This is a genomic window from Cypionkella psychrotolerans (assembly GCF_001294535.1).
Taxonomy (GTDB): domain Bacteria; phylum Pseudomonadota; class Alphaproteobacteria; order Rhodobacterales; family Rhodobacteraceae; genus Cypionkella; species Cypionkella psychrotolerans.
In genome coordinates this window covers 68,278-87,546 of sequence record NZ_LGIC01000035.1, presented here as the reverse complement: position 1 = coordinate 87,546, position 19,269 = coordinate 68,278, and the positions used below count along the sequence as shown (strand labels likewise).

Annotated in this window: 15 protein-coding genes, 1 tRNA gene and 1 pseudogene; 6 read left to right on the top strand and 11 right to left on the bottom strand. The window is 60.1% G+C overall.

The annotated features are described in order from the left end of the window. Positions 1 to 86 precede the first annotated feature (86 nt). Positions 87 to 1,202: pseudogene (locus AKV04_RS08425) on the top strand (IS110 family RNA-guided transposase). Between the two features lie 234 nt (positions 1,203 to 1,436). On the opposite strand, the gene AKV04_RS08420 reads toward AKV04_RS08425, so the two are convergent. Continuing rightward, complete coding sequence (locus AKV04_RS08420) at positions 1,437 to 3,005, bottom strand: efflux transporter outer membrane subunit (protein ID WP_235815574.1); 1,569 nt, start codon at positions 3,003 to 3,005, stop codon at positions 1,437 to 1,439. A 144-nt stretch (positions 3,006 to 3,149) separates the two neighbouring features. Here AKV04_RS08420 and AKV04_RS08415 point away from each other — a divergent pair, with 144 nt between their 5' ends. The 4 genes from AKV04_RS08415 (at position 3,150) to AKV04_RS08400 (ending at position 8,534) form a co-directional block, all read left to right on the top strand. After that, positions 3,150 to 3,758 (top strand): TetR family transcriptional regulator, encoded by a 609-nt coding sequence (locus AKV04_RS08415; RefSeq protein ID WP_054006011.1) that lies wholly within the window; start codon positions 3,150 to 3,152, stop codon positions 3,756 to 3,758. Between the two features lie 55 nt (positions 3,759 to 3,813). Next, complete coding sequence (locus AKV04_RS08410; protein ID WP_054006010.1) at positions 3,814 to 4,989, top strand: efflux RND transporter periplasmic adaptor subunit; 1,176 nt, start codon at positions 3,814 to 3,816, stop codon at positions 4,987 to 4,989. A gap of 3 nt (positions 4,990 to 4,992) precedes the next feature. Then, complete coding sequence (locus AKV04_RS08405) at positions 4,993 to 8,151, top strand: efflux RND transporter permease subunit (protein ID WP_054006009.1); 3,159 nt, start codon at positions 4,993 to 4,995, stop codon at positions 8,149 to 8,151. Positions 8,152 to 8,333: 182 nt separating this feature from the next. Further along, positions 8,334 to 8,534 carry a Fic/DOC family N-terminal domain-containing protein gene (locus tag AKV04_RS08400; RefSeq protein WP_054006017.1) on the top strand — a complete coding sequence of 67 codons (201 nt, stop codon included), beginning with the start codon at positions 8,334 to 8,336 and terminating at the stop codon, positions 8,532 to 8,534. Positions 8,535 to 8,945: 411 nt separating this feature from the next. Here the strand turns inward: AKV04_RS08400 and AKV04_RS08390 are convergent. The 5 genes from AKV04_RS08390 to tgt form a co-directional block, all read right to left on the bottom strand. After that, positions 8,946 to 9,020: transfer RNA gene (locus tag AKV04_RS08390), tRNA-Val, on the bottom strand. A gap of 13 nt (positions 9,021 to 9,033) precedes the next feature. Beyond that, on the bottom strand, positions 9,034 to 9,360 hold the full coding sequence (locus AKV04_RS08385) for an HU family DNA-binding protein (RefSeq protein WP_054006008.1): 327 nt from the start codon (positions 9,358 to 9,360) through the stop codon (positions 9,034 to 9,036). 313 nt (positions 9,361 to 9,673) lie between these two features. Then, positions 9,674 to 12,082, bottom strand: a complete 2,409-nt coding sequence (lon, locus tag AKV04_RS08375; RefSeq protein WP_054006016.1) for an endopeptidase La — start codon at positions 12,080 to 12,082, stop codon at positions 9,674 to 9,676. A gap of 197 nt (positions 12,083 to 12,279) precedes the next feature. Next, the gene (locus tag AKV04_RS08370) at positions 12,280 to 12,825 is read right to left on the bottom strand and encodes a hypothetical protein (protein ID WP_156317420.1); all 546 of its coding nucleotides are present in this window, start codon (positions 12,823 to 12,825) and stop codon (positions 12,280 to 12,282) included. A 9-nt stretch (positions 12,826 to 12,834) separates the two neighbouring features. After that, the gene (tgt, locus tag AKV04_RS08365) at positions 12,835 to 13,962 is read right to left on the bottom strand and encodes a tRNA guanosine(34) transglycosylase Tgt (RefSeq protein ID WP_054006005.1); all 1,128 of its coding nucleotides are present in this window, start codon (positions 13,960 to 13,962) and stop codon (positions 12,835 to 12,837) included. A gap of 96 nt (positions 13,963 to 14,058) precedes the next feature. Here tgt and AKV04_RS08360 point away from each other — a divergent pair, with 96 nt between their 5' ends. Continuing rightward, positions 14,059 to 14,676, top strand: coding sequence for a TetR/AcrR family transcriptional regulator (locus AKV04_RS08360; protein WP_054006004.1), 618 nt, complete (start codon positions 14,059 to 14,061; stop codon positions 14,674 to 14,676). A 230-nt stretch (positions 14,677 to 14,906) separates the two neighbouring features. Here AKV04_RS08360 and AKV04_RS08355 read toward each other — a convergent pair whose 3' ends face one another. The 5 genes from AKV04_RS08355 to aroB all read right to left on the bottom strand — a co-directional run bounded on the left by AKV04_RS08355 (position 14,907) and on the right by aroB (position 19,269). Further along, positions 14,907 to 15,683, bottom strand: coding sequence for an ABC transporter permease (locus tag AKV04_RS08355; RefSeq protein WP_054006003.1), 777 nt, complete (start codon positions 15,681 to 15,683; stop codon positions 14,907 to 14,909). Beyond that, positions 15,683 to 16,420, bottom strand: a complete 738-nt coding sequence (locus AKV04_RS08350; protein WP_054006002.1) for an ABC transporter permease — start codon at positions 16,418 to 16,420, stop codon at positions 15,683 to 15,685. Before AKV04_RS08350 ends, AKV04_RS08355 begins: the two co-directional genes overlap by 1 nt. Continuing rightward, positions 16,420 to 17,184 (bottom strand): transporter substrate-binding domain-containing protein, encoded by a 765-nt coding sequence (locus AKV04_RS08345; RefSeq protein WP_054006001.1) that lies wholly within the window; start codon positions 17,182 to 17,184, stop codon positions 16,420 to 16,422. The genes AKV04_RS08350 and AKV04_RS08345 overlap by 1 nt, the downstream gene beginning before the upstream one ends. 34 nt (positions 17,185 to 17,218) lie before the next feature. Continuing rightward, positions 17,219 to 17,998, bottom strand: coding sequence for an ABC transporter ATP-binding protein (locus AKV04_RS08340; RefSeq protein ID WP_054006000.1), 780 nt, complete (start codon positions 17,996 to 17,998; stop codon positions 17,219 to 17,221). A gap of 152 nt (positions 17,999 to 18,150) precedes the next feature. Further along, positions 18,151 to 19,269, bottom strand: coding sequence for a 3-dehydroquinate synthase (gene aroB, locus AKV04_RS08335; protein ID WP_054005999.1), 1,119 nt, complete (start codon positions 19,267 to 19,269; stop codon positions 18,151 to 18,153).

Sequence of the window (19,269 nt, the reverse complement as noted above, 5' to 3'; positions counted from 1 at the left end):
CTGCGTCGCGGCCCGCCCGTTACCGTTGCAGAATCGCGGGCAAGCTGGCGCCATTCCCGTATCGGATTCACAGGCAGGAGTGCGGGATGAAGCTGTTTGTCGGACTGGATGTGTCGCTGGAGAAGACCGCGATCTGCGTGATCAGCGAGCATGGGAAGATCGTGAAGGAGGCGCAGGTGGCGCGCGAACCCGAGGCGCTGTTGCGTTGGATCAACGATCAGGACGGCGCAATCGCTGCCGTCGGGCTCGAGGCTGGCCCCTTGTCGCAGTGGTTGCATCGCGGGTTGTCCGAGGCTGGGCAGCCTGTCGTGCTCATGGAAACCCGGCAAGTGAAGGGCGCCCTTAAGGCTATGCCGATCAAGACGGACCGCCGTGATGCGACGGTATCGCGCGCTTCTGCACCTCGGCTGGTTCCGGCCTGTTCACTGCAAATCGGTGTCCGCACAAGAGGTTCGGGCGGTGCTCACTGCTCGAAAGGCCGTGCAACAGGGGTTCATCACGCTGGAAATGTCTTTGCGCAGTCTCCTTCGGAACTTCGGACTTAAGGTCGGCACCATATCGCGAGGCCGGTTCGAACAGCGTATCCGCGAGCGGGCGGCCGGTAATCCGATGCTGGAAGCGGCAACCGAACCCATGCTCAGCGCGCGGTCGGCGCTGCGGCGAGAGTTGGCGAGCCTTGAACGCCATGTCCGGCAACGCGCGCAGGAAGATCCGGTCTGCTGCCGGTTGATGTCGATGCCCCCTCTCGGCAGATTTGCTTCGCAAATCGCCTGCCGGGCAATGGGGATCGGCGCTGTTGTGGCACTGACCTATCGATCTGCGGTCGACGATCCCGACCGGTTCACTTCCTCGAAGAGGGTCGGGCCGTGGGTCGGCCTGACTCCCTCGCGAAACCAGTCGGGCGAGCGAGCATCTCGGGTGGGATCACCAAGGCGGGCGACGTCAACCTTCGACGCGCGCTGTGTCAGGCTGCCACGGTCATGATGTATGAGGAGGGTCAGAAAACAGTCCAGTGGACTGTTTTCCCGACGATTGGTGGGCGGGCGAGCTGGCTGCGAACCTGGGCCGCAAAGCTTGCGCGCCGTCGTGGTGCCAAGCGCGCGATGGTTGCGCTGGCGCGGCGTATCGCCGTGATCCTGCACCGCATGTGGAAGGATGACATCGACTTCCGCTTCGATACTCCGGTGATCCATGCCGGCTGAAGACGCAAGCTCCAGACTGCTGCCCGCCTGATCGCGGGCCTTCGAGGTCCCCACGGGACGCGGTTGCGATGATGCCGTGCTCAGGACTGATGCCGATCGCATCGAGCACGCTCATGAGATGGGCACATCGGAATTGCATTGAACCAGCATCATGTTGGCGGCCATCGCGCTGACCCGGACCGAAGCATGCACCCGGGTCGACCTCAGGCGAAGGCTGCCGAGAAGGGAAGCAGACTAAGCTCTCAAAGCACAAAACCGCAGTTCGGCGGCGCATCCCGCATGCGCAAAACCGCTTGACTGGGACGACCCCGTTACCGAAGTCTGGAGCCTAGATCTAATAGAGGTTATCCAATGCCGCCCCGGCGTCGTTGCGCTTAGCCAGCACCGCCGGTTCCGCCTGCGCTGGCGGCGCTGAGCGAGACGAAGTTTGCCGCCTGTTGCCGCAGGGCTGCGGCCAGTGCTTGCTGTGCCGTAAGATAACTGCGCTCTGCGGTCAGGACGTTGGAAAACTCGGTGCCGCCGGCGCTGAAGTTGGTGCGGGTCAACTCGACCGCCTCGGCTGAGGTATCGGACCAGACGTCGCTGGGCGGCAACGTTGCGGTTGTCGCGGCGATAGGCGGCGAGGCTGCTTTCTACTTCCTCGATGGCATTCAGCACGGCGCTTTCCCAGCCCAGCCGCGCCTGCACGGCCAGGCTTTCGGCTTTGTTGAGATTGGCAGTGTTTGCGCCTGCGGTGAAGATCGGCAGGTTGATCGCGGGGCCAACGGCCCAAGTGGTGATACTGCTGCCGCGAGATCCATTGGTTGGGGTGATATTGCCGGACAGAGAGATTGACGGGTAGAACGCGGCTTTTGCCACGCCGATCGCGAACACGGTGGAGGCATAGTTGCGCTCGGCCACGCGCAGATCGGGGCGCGCACGGATCACATCGGCGGGGATGCCAACACTGGCGGAAAACCGCGGACGGGGCTGGGCGGCCCCGCGTTGCAGGATCGGGCGCAGATCGGCAATTTTGCGGGCGGTCAGCGTGGCCAGCCGCGCCAGCGCCTGATCAAATCCGGTCTCATAGCCGGGCAGTTGCGCCTCACCTTCGGCCACCAGTTGCTCGGCTTGCAGCACGGCCAGACGATCTGTCGCCCCTGCGTCGAACTGGTTTTTCGTAAGCTCCAGACTGCGGCGGCGGCTTTCAAGCGATTTGCGGGTCAAAGCGATGCTGGCTTGCTGAAAGCGCAGATCGACATAGGCATTGGCTATGCCGCTTTGCATCACCAACCGCGCCACATCCGCCGTGGCATAGGCCGCGTCGAGCTGTGCTGCTGCCGAGCGGCGGGCATTGCTGTTGGCCCCGAAAACATCCGCCACCCAAGAGACATTGCCTGCCACCGACGAGGTCTCGCTGACACCTACCCCCTGACTGTCGCCACGTTGCGCTGTGCCTTGGGCGGAAATCTGCGGAAAGTCGTTGGCGATCACCCCTGCCGAAGTGGCGCGGGCTTCGTTGATGGCCTCAACCGCTTGGCGCACATCCAGATTGCGGGTCATGCCCGCGTCGATCAGTTGATTGAGGCTGGTGTCGCGGAAAGCCAGCCACCAGTTGCGGGTGGCGGCGGCGTCTTTACGGGCGGGCGCGCCGTTTTCAAAGTCTGCGGCGACACTGGGTGTGGGCGATTCGTAGGCGATCTGGGTGCAGCCTGCCAATGTCAGGGCAGCGCCCGACCAAAGCAGAAGCGCGCGGCGCGAGGGATGCGCCGGGGATGCGGAAAGGCCTTGCGTGCCTGGGATTGCAGCCGGATGCTGGCGCATGGGGGGAAACTCCTTGATGATCTTTCGCGATGTCTGGCTGGTGCATCGGGAACGGTCCCCCTGTATCGGCCATGTAATTTTCAGCGTCTCTTTACATACATCCATGAATGTTTGTAAAGAGACGCAAAGCCGCCGGAGATTCGTATGCGCAGAAGCAAGGAAGATGCCGAACAGACTCGCAGCGCGATTCTGGATGCGGCAGAGCAGATGTTCTGCGAACAGGGGGTTTCGGCCTCGACGCTGGAGAAAATCTCGCGCAAGGCGGGGGTCACCCGTGGCGCGCTTTACTGGCATTTCAAAGACAAGATCGACCTGCTGCGCGCCCTGCACAAACGCAACGAGCCACCGCAAAAGATGCTGATCCGTAAGGCGGCACAAGAGGGCCACAGCGATCCGCTGGGTCTGCTTGAGCAAGTTGCTGAAGAAGTGCTGATCAGTTTTGAACAAGACGAGCGTCAGCAGCGGGTCTTTATTATCTTGAACACGCATTCTGCCGATGCGGAAGGCATGGCCTGGATGCAAGAGATGAATGCCGATATGTTTCTGACGCTTTCGACTATGATCCAACTCGCCCACGACCAAGGCAATCTCTCGGCCGATTTCACCCCGAAAGAAACCGCGGGAATTTTGATGGCGACGATGAATGGTTTGCTGAGTGAGTGGTTACGCTCGGGCAAATGTTTCTCGCTGTCTGACCTTGGCAACAGATTTCTGCGCAAGCAAATGGCGCTCTTCCGCAAGCCCGCCACCTAATCTACGTTTTACCGACCTATTCCCGACACCTCCTCAACTGAGAACAGGCCAATCCATGCAAAAACCCCTCCGACATGCACCTCTGCGTGCATCCTTCCTCGTGCTGGCGCTTTGCGTGGCGCCTGTTGCAGCCCTTGCCCAGCAAGCCCCGCCGCCGCCCGCCGTGGGTGTCTTGGCCGCGAAAGTCGGCGAATATACCTTGACCACCCGCCTGCCGGGCCGGATCAAAGCCTCAACCGTCGCAGAGGTCAGACCGCAAGTGTCCGGCCTCATCCGCGAGCGTCTGTTTGAGGAAGGCACTTGGGTCGAAGCGGGCCAGCCGCTGTATAAGATCGAAGACGAGTTGTATGCCGCCACGGTCGCTGCGGCCAAGGCTGCGGTGGCGCAGGCGCAGGCGAATTATAATCTTGCGCTGTCGGATGGAAACCGCGCCGAAGAATTGCTGTCGAGCAATGCAGGCTCTGCCGCCAACCGCGACAAGGCGATTGCTGCACGCGATGCGGCGGCGGCGGCTTTGCAATCGGCCAAAGCCCAGCAGGTCAGCGCCGAGATTGATCTGGACCACACCACGATCCGCGCCCCTATCACCGGGGTGATCGGTTTGTCGCAAGCCAATACTGGGTCACTCGTGGGCGCACAGCAGGCGGCCACGCTGGCAACAATCCGCACGCTGGACCCAATTTTCGTCGATGTCACCCAATCCGCAAGCGACTTGCTGCGTTGGAACAGCCCCGGTGCTGCGCGCGACTTTTTGAAAAGTGCCGAAGCCACCATGATCCTGCCAAATGGTGCGACCTATGGTCAGAAGGGTCAGCTGAAGGCGGCCGAGCCGCAGGTCGAGCCGACCACTGGCATGGTGACGCTGCGGATCAGCTTTGCGAACCCGGATTTCTATTTGTTGCCCGGACTTTACGTTGAGGTCGAGCTGCCGCAAGCCACCGAGAAGAACGCAATCCTTGTGCCGCAAAGCGCTGTGATGCGCGACGCCAGTGGTGGCGCCAATGTCTGGATTGTCGAAGGGGGCGCAGAGGGCGGCAAGGTGGCCGTGCGTCCCGTCACCATTCTGGGGGCTTCGGGCAGCAACTGGGTGGTGACTTCGGGGCTGAACGCGGGCGATCAGATCGTGACCTCGGGCTTTCAAAAGGCCGGACCGGGCGCTGATGTTGTGATCCTGCCGCCAGAGGGTGCCACTGCGGCGGCTCCGACGGCTGCCCCCGCTGAAGGGAACTGATCGATGTCGCGTTTCTTTATCAATCGTCCCATCTTTGCATGGGTGTTGGCGATCATCGTGATGGCGGTGGGCGTGTTGTCGGTGATGCGTTTGCCGATCTCGCAATATCCGTCGATTGCCGGGCCTTCGATCGTGATCAGCGCCAGTTATCCGGGTGCATCGGCGGAAACTGCGGCCGATACCGTAGTGCAGATCATCGAGAAAGAGATGACCGGGCTGGATGGGCTGCGTTATATCAACTCGTCCACCACCTCGACCGGGCAAATCTCGATCACGTTGACCTTCCGCATCGGCACCGATCCCGACATTGCGCAGGTGCAGGTACAAAACAAGCTGGCGCAGGCACAGGCCGGTCTGCCCGAAACTGTTACCCGTCAGGGCGTTGTTGTTGAGAAATCGGCAACCGGGTTTCTGATGATTGTCGGTCTTGTCTCAGAGGGGGGCGCACAAAACGCCATCGACCTTGCCGACTATCTTGCGTCGAACTTGGTCGAGCCGGTGTCGCGACTGGACGGCGTTGGCAAAGTGCAGGTGTTTGGCTCGGAATATGCCATGCGGATCTGGCTCGATCCGCTGAAGCTGAAGTATTATGATCTGTCGCCTGCGACAGTGATTGCGGCGATCCGCGCCCAGAACGCGCAAATCTCGGCGGGTGCTTTTGGCGCGATGCCTGCGCCCGAAGGGCAAGAGTTGAACGCAACCATCACCGCGCAATCCTTGCTGAAAACACCTGCGGATTTTGAACGCATCGTGCTGCGGGCAGATACCGACGGCGGCCTTGTGCTGCTGCGTGATGTGGCGCGGGCCGAGTTGGGCGCCGAGACCTACGAAATCTCGGGCTTTTACAACGGCAAACCAGCGGCGGCGATGGCGGTGCAGCTGGCGTCTGGCGCGAATGCGATTGAGACGGCAGATCTGGTCAAAGCGAAGATCGAGGAATTGTCGCACAGCTTTCCGGCGGGTACGACCTATGTGGTTCCCTATGAGACCACACCGTTCGTGCTGCTGTCTATCGAGGCGGTGATCGAAACACTGATCGAAGCCATGGTGCTGGTGGTTTTGGTGATTTTGATTTTCTTGCACAACATCCGCGCCACGCTGATCCCGACGCTAGCGGTGCCAGTGGTTCTGCTGGGCACCTTCGGCATCATGGCCAGCTTGGGTTTTACCATCAACACCCTGACCATGTTGGCGATGGTTTTAGCCATCGGTCTGCTGGTGGATGACGCCATCGTGGTTGTCGAAAACGTCGAACGCGTCATGCAAGAAGAAGGGTTGGGCCCAAAAGAGGCCACTGAGAAATCGATGGACGAAATCTCGGGCGCGCTGGTTGGCATTGCGATGGTGGTCTCGGCGGTGTTTGTGCCGATGGCGTTCTTCGGTGGCGCTACAGGCGAGATGTATAAGCAGTTCGCCGTTACAATCGTCTCGGCGATGGGGCTTTCGGTGCTGGTGGCGTTGATCTTCACCCCTGCACTTTGCGCCACCATGTTGAAGCCGCACGCGCATGGGGCAAAGCGGCAAGGGATGCTGGCGAAACTGGGCAGCGGCTTTTCAAACTGGTTCGAACGTAATTTTGGCCGATTGACCAGCGTCTATACCAGCCTTGTCCGAGGGGCGACGGCACGACCGCTCAGCATGATGGCGTTCTATGCTCTGATTGTTGTGGCTATGGCGGCGTTGTATTTACGCACGCCAACCTCGTTTCTGCCCGATGAAGACCAAGGCGCGCTGATCACTATTGTGCAGCTTCCATCGGGGGCGACCGCCGGGGCGACCGAAAAGGTTCTGCGCAAAGTTGAAGATTACTACATGAAAGGCGAGGCTGCGAACACCGACGCCGTGTTCTCTGTCCGCGGATTTTCGTTCGGTGGGCAGGGCCAGAACATGGGGCTGTTGTTCACCAAGTTGAAGGATTGGGGCCAGCGCACAAGTGCCGAGTCCTCAATCTCGGCCATTGCAGGGCGCGCGTTTGGGCCGCTGTTCTTTGGCATCAACGAGGCCATGGTCGTGCCCTTCGCGCCCCCCGCCGTGCCCGAGCTTGGAACCTCGAACGGCTTTAGCGCCTATCTGCAAGCAACCAGCGGCAAGACCCATCAAGAGCTGCTGGACGCCCGCAACATGTTGCTCGGTATGGCTGCACAAAGCCCTGTGCTGACCGGGGTGCGGCCCAGTGGCGTCGAAGACGCACCGCAGTTCCGACTGAACATCGACTGGGCCAAAGCGGGTGCCGTCGGCGTGACGGCGGCAGATGTCGGCACCTTCCTGAACACCATCTGGTCCAGCGCCTATGTCAACGATTTCCTGTATCAGGGCCGCGTCAAGCGGGTCTTTGTGCAGGGCGAACCTGCGGCACGCTCGACCCCGGAAGATCTGGCGCTGTGGCGGGTGCAGAACGTGAATGGCGATTTCGTCGATTTCTCGACCTTCGCGACGCAAGAATGGGTGTACGGGCCGCAGCAGGTGACCCGTTATAACGCCATGCCCTCGATGGGCATTGATGGCACCGCAGCGCCCGGCTTTACCTCGGGTGACGCGATTACGGCGATGGAGGCGCTTGCCACCAAACTGCCGCCGGGGTTCAGCTTGCAGTGGACAGGCATGTCGCTGGAGGAAAAAGAAGCCGGAGCCGGGGCGATGGCGCTCTATGGCCTCGCACTTGCGGCGGTGTTCCTGTGCTTGGCCGCCCTCTATGAAAGCTGGACAATTCCGATCGTGGTGCTGTTGGCGATGCCTGTCGGCGTGCTGGGCGCGCTGATTGGCGCGTGGATTGGCGGGCAGTCGAATGGGGTTTACTTCCAAGTAGGTCTTTTGACCGTGGTGGGTCTGACTGGCAAGAACGGCATCATGATCGTGGAATTTGCCCGCGAACGGATGGCCAGCCTTGGCGAGACGGCGGTGGAAGCGGTGACGCAGGCAGCCAGACTGCGCTTCCGTCCGATCCTGATGACCTCGCTGGCCTTCGGTCTGGGGGTGGTGCCCTTGGTGCTGTCTTCGGGCGCGGGTGCCGGGGCGCGCGAGGCTATCGGCTATGCCACGCTGTTTGGCACCATCACTGGCACGGCATTGGCGATCATCTTCGTGCCGGTGTTCTTCGTGCTGATCAACCGCCTGTTCTCACGCGGCCAGACCAAGGCACCGATCGCAGCTACACCTGCCTGAAGCGAACTCAAACGCTGGCGGCGATGCCCCGACTGGAAACGGTCGGGGCGTTTTTATGCGAAACCGACGATGCAATTCTGTTCAGCGCGGGTCCGCTGGGCGGAATTTTAGATCTTCATATTACCAAACAGTCCTTTCAAACACGTCGCGGCGAACATGTTAAAGTCGACATAAATCTGCCAATGTTGCCGCCTGCTACGATGCTGGAAACGGTGGCGGTGCTGAAGGCGCTCAACCGCGCCTCCCGCGCACTGGCAGACCTGAAGGGTGACGCCAAGACGATCCCGAACCAAGGCAGCCTTATCGACACATTGGCACTCCAGAAGGCGACGGCGTCGTCGGAGGTTGAGGGCATCGTCACCACCCAGGATGAGCGGTTTTAGGCTGATGTGTTTGCCGAGAGCCCCCGGTTCCCGGCTGCTAAAGAAGCGGCGCGCTGAGCTGTCGGCCTTGCCGCTGTGCCGCTTTCACTACTCCGGCCCCTGCCCCGGCTCCACGGCGTTCTGCAAGGGCGATCTGGTGCTGTAGCGCAGTAACGGCATCGGGCAGCAGTTTGAGCGCTTAGCGGTAGTCTGCGGCTAGGGCACGGTACGCAACGCGCTCTTGCCATCCATGTACGGGCGCAAGTCCTTCGGAATCACAAGGCGCGCAAAGTAGCGGCCGTCGCGATTCAACATGTGTCTGACCTTGCCCGCCACTGTGTCGCCCGGTCGTTTTGCGACGTGATTTATAACACCAAAACGTAAAAAACCCCTTGTTTTGCAAGGGGTTTCTTTAAGATCAATAGATTATGATGGTGGGAGATAAGGGATTTGAACCCCTGACATCGTCGATGTGAACGACGCGCTCTACCGCTGAGCTAATCTCCCGTTGGCGCGGTGTTTAGCTGGCTTCGCTGGCCTCTGCAAGTGCCTCTCCGGCATTTTTACCGGGCTTCTTTTCGCCACCCCGGCGCAGTTTCAGCGTCATGATCTGCCCAGAGGCGTCCGACTTCTGGTTGGCAATCCGCACCCGACCCAGCGGCGGCAGGATCAGGGTTTCGCCCGCTTCCAAAGCCTTGCCAAGTTCGGCCAAAGTCGCCTCAACAATGGCGCGCACGTCTTTCTTGTTCTGATCCGAGGCCGTAGCCACCCGGTCGATCAGATCTTTCACCTTCATCATCGCCACAACTTTTGCGCCGGATTCGGCGATTTCTACAACTTCGTTCATGCTTTGCTCTTTAGTTTGGGGCTTGGCCGCTGCGGCGGCGATCTTAGGTGTCGCGGATGGCTTCCTGCTGGCAGCAGGCTTTACGACTGCCGCTTTGGCCGTGGTTTTTGGCGCAGCTTTGCTGGGTTTTGCAGCTGCGGGTTTCGTCGGCATCTATGCTCTCCCATTGGTTCTTATTTTGAAACGACCATAGAAGATAATTTCTTAACGGGAAACCAATACCTGCCAAATCTTCGCAAAACCAAGACCTGCGGGGCATAAATGCACAAAGGCGCAGGGTTGCCCCCGCGCCTTTGCTTAACTTTTGAACCGCTTAGTGAGCCAGCGATGCCGGAGTATTGCCCGCCGACAAAGCCCGCGCAGCGGCTGCGGCTTCCTCAGCGGCTTCGTCCCATTCCACCGGCTCTGGCTGGCGCACCAAGGCCTGTTTCAGCACTTCGCGCACATTGCTGACCGGGATGATCTGCAAGCCTTGCTTCACATTGTCCGGTATCTCGATCAGGTCTTTTTCATTCTCAGCCGGAATGAACACCGTCTTGATCCCGCCGCGCAACGCCGCCAGCAGTTTTTCTTTCAAGCCGCCAATCGGCAGAGCATTGCCACGCAGGGTCACCTCCCCGGTCATCGCGATATCCTTGCGCACCGGGATGCCGGTGATCACCGACACGATTGAGGTCACCATCGCCAGACCAGCCGAGGGCCCGTCTTTCGGCGTCGCCCCTTCCGGGACGTGGACGTGAATGTCCATCGTCTCAAACTTCGGCGGCTTCACCCCCAATTCGGGGCTGATCGAGCGCACGAAGCTTGCCGCTGCTTCGATGGATTCCTTCATCACATCGCCCAGTTTGCCGGTGGTCTTCATCCGGCCCTTGCCCGGCAACCGCAAAGCTTCGATCTGCAACAGATCGCCGCCCACAGATGTCCAGGCCAGACCCGTCACCACGCCGACCTGATCGGTTTGCTCGGCCAGACCGTAGTGATACCGCTTCACGCCAAGATAGCCTTCCAGCTTATCCTCAGTCACCTCGACCGTTTTCGTGGTTTTCTTGACGATCTCGGTCACGGCTTTCCGCGCCAGTTTGGCGATTTCTCGCTCCAGATTCCGCACCCCGGCTTCCCGGGTGTAAGTGCGGATGATCTCGGTCAAAGCGCCATCGGTGATGCTGAATTCGCCCTTCTTCAAAGCGTGCCCAGCGATCTGCTTCGCCACCAAATGGCCCTTGGCGATCTCGCGTTTTTCATCCTCAGTGTAGCCCGACAGCGGAATAATCTCCATCCGATCAAGCAAAGGCCCCGGCATGTTGTAAGAGTTCGCCGTGGTGATGAACATCACGTTCGACAGATCGTACTCGACCTCCATATAGTGATCGACGAAGGTGGAGTTTTGTTCCGGATCGAGAACCTCCAACATGGCAGACGCCGGATCGCCACGGAAATCCTGCCCCATCTTGTCGATTTCATCCAAGAGAATCAAAGGGTTGGTGGTTTTCGCCTTCTTCAGCGCCTGAATGATCTTACCGGGCATAGAGCCGATATAGGTCCGCCGGTGGCCGCGAATTTCAGACTCGTCCCGCACGCCGCCCAAGCTGATGCGGATAAACTCCCGACCGGTAGCCTTCGCCACCGACCGCCCCAGCGAGGTTTTACCCACACCCGGAGGGCCCACAAGGCACAGGATCGGCCCCTTCAGCTTGGTCGAGCGCGCCTGCACCGCCAGATATTCGACGATGCGCTCCTTGACCTTTTCAAGCCCGTAATGATCCGCGTCCAGCACCTTTTGCGCCGCACCCAAATCTTTCTTGACGCGGGAAGACACCCCCCACGGCACAGCCAAAAGCCAATCAAGATAGTTGCGTACAACGGTCGCTTCCGCAGACATCGGCGACATGTTCTTCAGCTTTTTCAGCTCACCCTCAGCCTTATCGCGGGCTTCTTTCGAGAATTTGGTGGCCTTGATGCGGGCTTCCAATTCGGCCATTTCGTTCTGACCGTCCTCACCATCGCCGAGTTCCTTCTGAATGGCCTTCATCTGCTCATTCAGATAATACTCGCGCTGGGTGCGCTCCATCTGAGACTTCACCCGGGTCTTGATCTTTTTCTCAACCTGCAAGACCGACATTTCGCCCTGCATCTGGCCGTAGACCTTCTCCAGCCGCTCAGCGACATCCAACGTCTCCAGCAGATCCTGCTTCAGACCGACATCGACGCCCAAGTGTCCGGCAACCAAATCCGCCAACCGTGCAGGCTCGCGGGTTTCCGAGACAGCAGACAAAGCCTCCTCAGGAATATTCTTCTTGATCTTGGCGTAGCGCTCAAATTCCTCGGCAACCATCCGCACCATGGCTTCGGCGGCTTCCTTATCGCCCGGCAGTTCTGCCAAACGCACAGCCCGCGCTTCAAAGAAACTGGGGTTTTCAACGAATTCGGTGATCTTCACCCGCGCCTTACCCTCAACCAGCACCTTCACGGTGCCATCGGGCAGCTTCAACAGTTGCAGCACATTGGCGAGCACGCCAATCTGGTAAATGCCATCGGTCGCCGGGTCATCGACGGAAGGATCAATCTGCGACGACAGCAAAATCTGCTTGTCATCCGCCATCACCTCTTCCAGCGCCCGCACCGATTTTTCGCGACCCACAAACAGCGGCACGATCATATGCGGGAAAACCACGATGTCGCGCAGCGGCAGAACCGGGTAGCTCGTGGCGAGAGTATCAGTCATATCGCGTTCCTTCTCTGGCAGGAAAGCCATGGCCCCGGTGATCGGCAGCGTGGAGGCTTTCCCCTTCGGATTATGTATTTGGGTGTGGCAAGCCCGGCTGTCAACCACTGCATCTGGCGCAATCATGCGCCCGTGATCTGGCGGGGGCAAGTGTAGAATGGTTCAGATTTGCGCCCTGCCCTTAACCCCGCAGCAAGCTATCGGCTATAGCGCAGCACCACCCGCACGCCCGCGCCGCTTGGCTTGGCGACGGGCCCAACCTGCCCGACCTGCATCACCATCAGCAGTTGGCTTTTGCCCAGCACAAAGGCGCTAAACCGCACCGCCATGCCCGCCGCCATCGCGGCAGCGCCCTCAAACTGCGGCAGATCGCCAACCGCACACCCGCCTTCAAGCATCAGTGGGCCAAGCAATTCCTCGGCCCCCAGCGGCGATTCTCCCGGCAGTGCGAAATCCTCGGTCGCGGCCGTCGCACTAAGCAGCACAGGCTGGGGCGTCGTGGCATCGGCAAAGCTGATCGCCGCCCCAGCCACCGCCAAAGTTGCAGGCGTGGGCTGGCCTCCCTCGGGCAAAAGGCTCGGCTTGCCGCCCTGCACCGCGACGCCCTGCACAATCTCGCCCTGCCAATCGCCGACAAGCAACCCCGGCAAAGCCACCAATTCCGCCGCACTCGGCTTGCAAAAAGGATCGGCCACCGCCACCCCCGCCAAGCCAAGCCAAACCGCGATCCACAAACCCCGCATCATGCCCCCTCAGATCGGCTCAATATCGCCCTGCGCGCGCTGCGCATGGAACTCGGCCACAAACCCCGCCAACCGCCCATGCGCAATCGCATCGCGCAACCCCTGCATCAGCAGCTGATAATAATGCAAATTGTGCCAGGTCAGCAGCATCGAGGCGATGATCTCGCCCGATTTGAACACGTGATGCAGATAGGCGCGGGAGTAGTTTGAGCAGCACGGGCACCCACAACCCTCATCCAATGGCCGCGGATCATCCATATGCCGCGCGTTCTTGATATTGACCTGTCCGCGATGCGTCCAAGCCTGCCCGGTGCGCCCCGACCGCGACGGCAACACGCAATCCATCATATCAATGCCGCGCTCCACCGCGCCCACAATGTCGTCGGGCTTGCCGACCCCCATAAGGTAGCGCGGCTTATCGGCAGGCAGCATCCCCGGCGCGTAATCCAACACGCCAAACATCGCCTCCTGCCCCTCGCCCACCGCGAGGCCGCCCACCGCATAACCATCAAAGCCAATCGCCGTCAGCGCCTTGGCCGATTCTTCGCGCAAATCCTTCGTCACCCCGCCCTGCATGATGCCGAACAGAGCATGCCCAGGCCGGTCGCCAAACGCATCGCGCGAGCGCTGCGCCCACCGCATTGACAGCGCCATCGACTTCGCCACCTCGGCATCCGTCGCAGGCAGTGCCGGACATTCATCGAAACACATCACGATGTCAGAGCCCAAAAGCTTCTGAATCTCCATGCTACGTTCCGGCGACAGCAGGTGTTTAGAGCCATCAATATGGCTGGAAAACCGCACGCCTTCCTCGGTCAGCTTGCGCAAAGCGGCAAGGCTCATCACCTGAAACCCGCCCGAATCCGTCAGAATTGGCCGCTCCCAATTCATAAACTTATGCAGCCCGCCCAAATGCGCGATCCGCTCCGCCGTGGGGCGCAGCATCAGATGATAGGTGTTGCCCAGCAGAATATCGGCCCCGGTGGCGCGCACAGATTCTGGTAGCATCGCCTTCACCGTCGCCGCCGTCCCCACCGGCATGAAAGCAGGCGTGCGAATATCCCCGCGCGGCGTGTGGATCACACCCGTCCGTGCTGCCCCATCCACCGCCTGTAAATCAAAGCCGAATTTTGTCATGCTGGCCCCCTGTAAGCGTTGCCCTTCTGCGGGAATACGGGCAGAAAGTGAAGGGGGATGCGCGCCCAAGCCTAAGCCTGCCCGTGGAAAGTACACATGTCCGACACGCCTCTCCGCCCCGCCCAAACGCGCCTCACCGCCGAGACCCGCCGCAAGCACATCGCCGAAGCAGCGCTGCGCGCCCTGCAAACCCACGGCCATGCCGGCCTGACCGCCCGCAAAGTCGCTGCCGAAGCGGGCCTATCGCTGGGCCATCTGACCTATCACTACAAAGACATGGCCGAGGTGCTCTCCGCCGCCTTCCGCCTTGCCGCCGATCAAGTGCAAGAGGCCGGACGCCGCGCGCTGATCCAACCCGGTGGCACCCCGTCCGAACGCCTCGATCGCTTCCTGCGTGCGGGCTTCACCAGCGATTTGATGACCCCCGCCCACCTGCGTCTGAAAATTGACCTGTGGTCCGCAGCCCTCACCCAGCCCGAAATCGCCTCGATTGAACGGGCGCTTTACGACAGCCACCGCGACGCGCTGGAACGCCTGCTCGACCGCATGGCCGCAGGCTATGCCTTTGAGCGTATCCCCGCCGTCGCCGATCTGATCATGGCCACGCTGGACGGGCTTTGGCTCGACTGGCTGCGCCGGGGTGACGAGTTGGCGGTCAAAAACGGCCTGGACGGCTGCGTGCTGTTCGCGCGGCTAAGGCTCGGCGGTACCTGACAGCCCCCAAAACGAATTTCAAAGCAAGCCGAAATTCTTGGTCGCCCTGCAAAAAAACTCGCTAAAAATTACCTAAAATTTGCTTTCATCTTGGTCTAAATATCCCCGCCGGAGGCATCCAACAGCCCCGCCAATAATCCCATATCAAAGCGAAAGCGTTAAAAATCCGTTAACGCAACCATGTCATCCTATTGATATAGTTCGATAAAAAAAGGTCCCGAGTTGGGACCTCAGGCGACCTTGCTCGGAAACCGGCTTTCAAACCACTTGAACAGCAGCACAATCAGCGCCGTGATCGCCATATAGGTCACCGCCAGCAACAACAGCGGTTCATAAACCACCAAAGTATCGCGCCGCACCCGTCCCGCCACATCATAAATATCCATGATCGTGATCGTTGAAATCAACGGAGTCGATTTCAACTGCAACACCGTCTCGCCGCCAATCGTCGGTAACACCCGCTGCACCGCCTGCGGCAACCATATCCGCCGGAAAATGGTGAACCGAGGCATCCCCATCGCGCGCGCAGCCTCCAACTGCCCATGCGGCACAGATTTGAACGCGCCGCGCAACACCTCGCCCTCATAGCCCGCGACCGACAGCGACAGTGCCACCACCGCATAGGGCCAGGCCTGCCGCAAGATCGGCCAGAACGCAGAGTCCCGGATCCACGGGATCGACGGGAACAAGGATCCGATCCCGTAATAAAGTAGCCAAATCTGCATCAACAACGGCGTGCCCCGGATCACCGAGCAGAACACCCGCGCAGGCCAAGCGAGCCAGCGCGGCCCCGCCGCCTGCACGAATCCAATCGGGATCGCCAGCGCAAAGCCGATCACCATCGTCACCACCAGCATCCAGATCGTCTGCCAGAGCCCGCGCAACATCATCGACTGATATTTCGGATTGGCCAGCCAATCCCAGCGCAAAGAATAGATGCACCACGTCACCAGCGCCGCCGCTATCGCGATCATAATCACCCGGCGCAGGTTGAGAAAATCGCGCATCAGCCCCTCGCGTCGCGTTGACCACGGCGCGAGATTTTCTCAAGCCGTCCGAACAGCAGGATCGAAATCAGCGAAATCGCCATATAGAGCGCCATTGCCGCGCCATAAAACGTGAAAAACGCCTTGGTGGTGGCCGAAGCCTGGAACGTCGCCTTGGTCAGTTCGGTAAAGCCAATCACCGCCAGCAAAGCCGTGTCTTTGGTCGCGTTCAGCCACAGATTCCCCAAACCGGGAATCGCATTTGATGTCATCAGCGGCAAGGTGATCCGCCGTGCCAGCATGACCGGCGACATTCCCATCGCCCGCGCTGCCTCGATCTGACCGTGTGGCACCGCGAGGATAGAGCCGCGTAACACCTCGATCTGATAGGCCCCCTGCACCACCGCCAGCACCACCACGCCAGTGATGAATTGCGGCAGGTTGATGCGCTCATAGCCCAAGCCCAGCAGGACTTGGTTGATCAGCGCGGGCACCGCGTAATACAGGATCAGGATCAGCACCAGTTCCGGCACCGCCCGCACTATCGTCGTGTAAACGGCGAGCAGGTCTTTCGCGACCGGCCCGCCGTAAAGTTTGCCAAACGCGCCTGACACGCCGATGCAAAAACCAATCGCATAGGCGCCAAGCGCGATCATCAATGAATTGCCAAAACCCCAAAGCAGGGTCGCCCCCCAGCCGCAATCGCCAAAGCCAAGCAGCGTTAGGCTCGAAAGCTCTGCGGGTGGGGGGCAGGTCATCAGTTTGCGGGGCCGTAAATGTCGATGGTGAAGTATTTCTTAGTGATGGCGTCATATTCGCCATCGGCACGAACGTCCGCAATCGCCTTGTTCAGGGTCTCTTTCAGCGGATCGCCCTTGCGCAGACCAAAGCCGACACCGCGCCCCAGAATGACCGGATCATCGGCGACATTGCCGACGTTTTCACAGCAAGCGCCCGGCTCGGTTTTCAGGAAATCGGCGACCACGATCGAATCGGCGACAACCGCATCAATCCGGCCAGCCGCCAAATCCTGATAAGATTCGTCCGAGGTCTGGTAGCTTTTCAGCTCGGAATCGGGGAAATGTGCCTGGACATAGGCTTCTTGGATGGTCGAGACCTGCACGCCGATGATTTTGCCGTTCAGACCTTCTGGCGTGGGCAGGATGCCCGAGCCTTTGGCCGCCATCACAGCGGTCGGGGTATTGTAATATTTGTCCGTGAAATCAATGCTCTTTTCGCGTTCTTCATTGATCGTCATCGACGACATGATCACGTCAATCTGTCCAGCGTTCAAAGCCGGGATGATGCCGTCCCAAGCAGTTGGGGTGATCACACATTCCAGCGCTGCCTTCTTACAAACGGCACTTAGAAGATCAATCTCCCAACCGACCCAGTTGCCGCTGGCATCGGGCGACGTGAACGGCGGATAGGGCTCGGCCGCGACGCCAATTTTCAGCGGGGCAGCAAGCGCAGCCGTGCCAAACAGCAATGAGGCTGCGGCAACGAGGGCGAGTTTCTTCATAGTTAATCCTCACAAGTTGGTTTAAGTTTCCGGGCTAACCCACGGTTTTTAGGAACTGTTTCAGTCTTTCCGATTTTGGTGCGCCGAACACTTCGGCGGGCGGGCCCTGTTCTTCGATCACGCCGTTGTGCAGATAGATCACATGGCTTGCGACCTCACGGGCGAATTTCATTTCATGCGTGACCAGCACCATGGTGCGGCCTTCATCGGCCAGCCCTTTGATCACTTGCAGCACCTCACCGACCAGTTCGGGGTCGAGCGCCGAGGTCGGTTCGTCAAACAGCATCGCGCGCGGTTCCATGCACAACGCCCGAGCGATCGCCGCGCGTTGCTGTTGGCCGCCCGACATATAGGCTGGATAGGCGCCCTCTTTTTCCGCCAAACCCACCCGTGCCAGCAGCTTGCGCGCCCGCGCCTCGGCCTCTGCCTTGGGCAGTTTCAGCACATGCACCGGCACTTCGATCAGATTTTCCAGCACGGTCTTATGGGTCCAGAGGTTAAAGTTCTGAAACACCATGCCAAGGCTTTGCCGCAAGCGTTCCAGCTGGCGGCGATCCGACGGGCTGCCATCGGAGCGCATCGCCACAGCCTCGCCGCCGATTTCAATCGTGCCTGACGACGGGGTTTCCAGAAAGTTGATACAGCGCAGCATCGTCGATTTGCCCGAACCCGAGCCGCCGATGATCGCCACCACGTCGCCTTCGCAGGCCGTTAGCGACACGCCTTTCAACACCTCATGGGTGCCAAATGATTTGTGCAGACCATCCACACGGATTGCGATGGGCTTTTCAGCCGTAGTTCCCTGAATCGGCATGTGTTTCCTGCCGTTATGATTTCAGCTATCAAATGCGCCGCCCCGGAATTGTGCAAGCGAATTATTCAGCTATTGATTGGTGGCATCGCTGAAATCTGTCCGATAGCGCGGAAGAATCGGGCGAACGCGCATTTATTCAGCGCAGCCTGCCCCTAGCGCCGCGCAGCGAGGGCATCGGTCAGTAGGTTGCGCACCAGATCTGGCGGCACATCTTCGGCCACAAATGCCTCGCCAATGCCGCGCGCAAGGATGAAGCGCAGCTTGCCGTCGATCACCTTTTTGTCCTGCCCCATCAGCGCCAGCAACGCTTCGGCTCCCGGCAGGTCGCCCTGGATGTCAGATAGATCGGTCTTCATCCCCATGGCCTTCAGATGCGCGCGCACCCGACTTGGGGCTTCTTGCGCACAAAGGCCAAGCCGTTGGGAGAGCTCAAACGCCAGCGCACAGCCGATAGCGACGCCTTCGCCATGCAACAGCCGATCTGAAAATCCGGTCGCTTTTTCAAGCGCATGGCAGAAGGTGTGCCCCAAATTCAGCAAGGCGCGCTCGCCTTCTTCGGTCTCATCGCGGCTGACAATGCCCGCCTTCATCTCAACCGAGCGTGTCACGACATATTGCCGAAAACCGATATCGCCCTGCGCCATCGCCGGGGCGTTTGTTTCCAGCCAATCATAAAATCGGGCATCGCCGAGGAGGCCATATTTCACAACCTCACCATAGCCTGCGAGGAAATCGCGCGGGGCTAGGGTGGCCAAAACGTCAATATCCGCCAGCACCAAACTCGGCTGATGAAACGCGCCGACAAGGTTCTTGCCCTGCGGCGTGTTGATCCCGGTCTTGCCGCCCACGGAACTATCCACCTGCGCCAGAAGCGTGGTCGGGATCTGCACAAACCGCACCCCACGCCGCAGCACGGCTGCGGCAAAGCCGACCAAATCGCCGACCACACCGCCGCCAAACGCCACCACGACATCACGGCGCTCGATCTTCTGCTCCAGCAGCCATTCGACACAACGCGCAAGTTGCTCCCAGCCCTTCGATCCCTCACCCGGCGGGATGGTCAGCGCGGTCATCGCGATGCCCTCATGCTCGAACGCTTTCGCCAGATCCATCAAATGGCAGGCCGCGACGGTGTCATCGGTGATCACCGCGACTTTGCGACGATGCAGCAAGGGCGCGATCTGGCGGCCTGCCTGTGCGATCAGGCCTTGGCCGATACGCACGTCGTAACTGCGCGATCCAAGATCGACATTGACCACATTCAGGCTCAT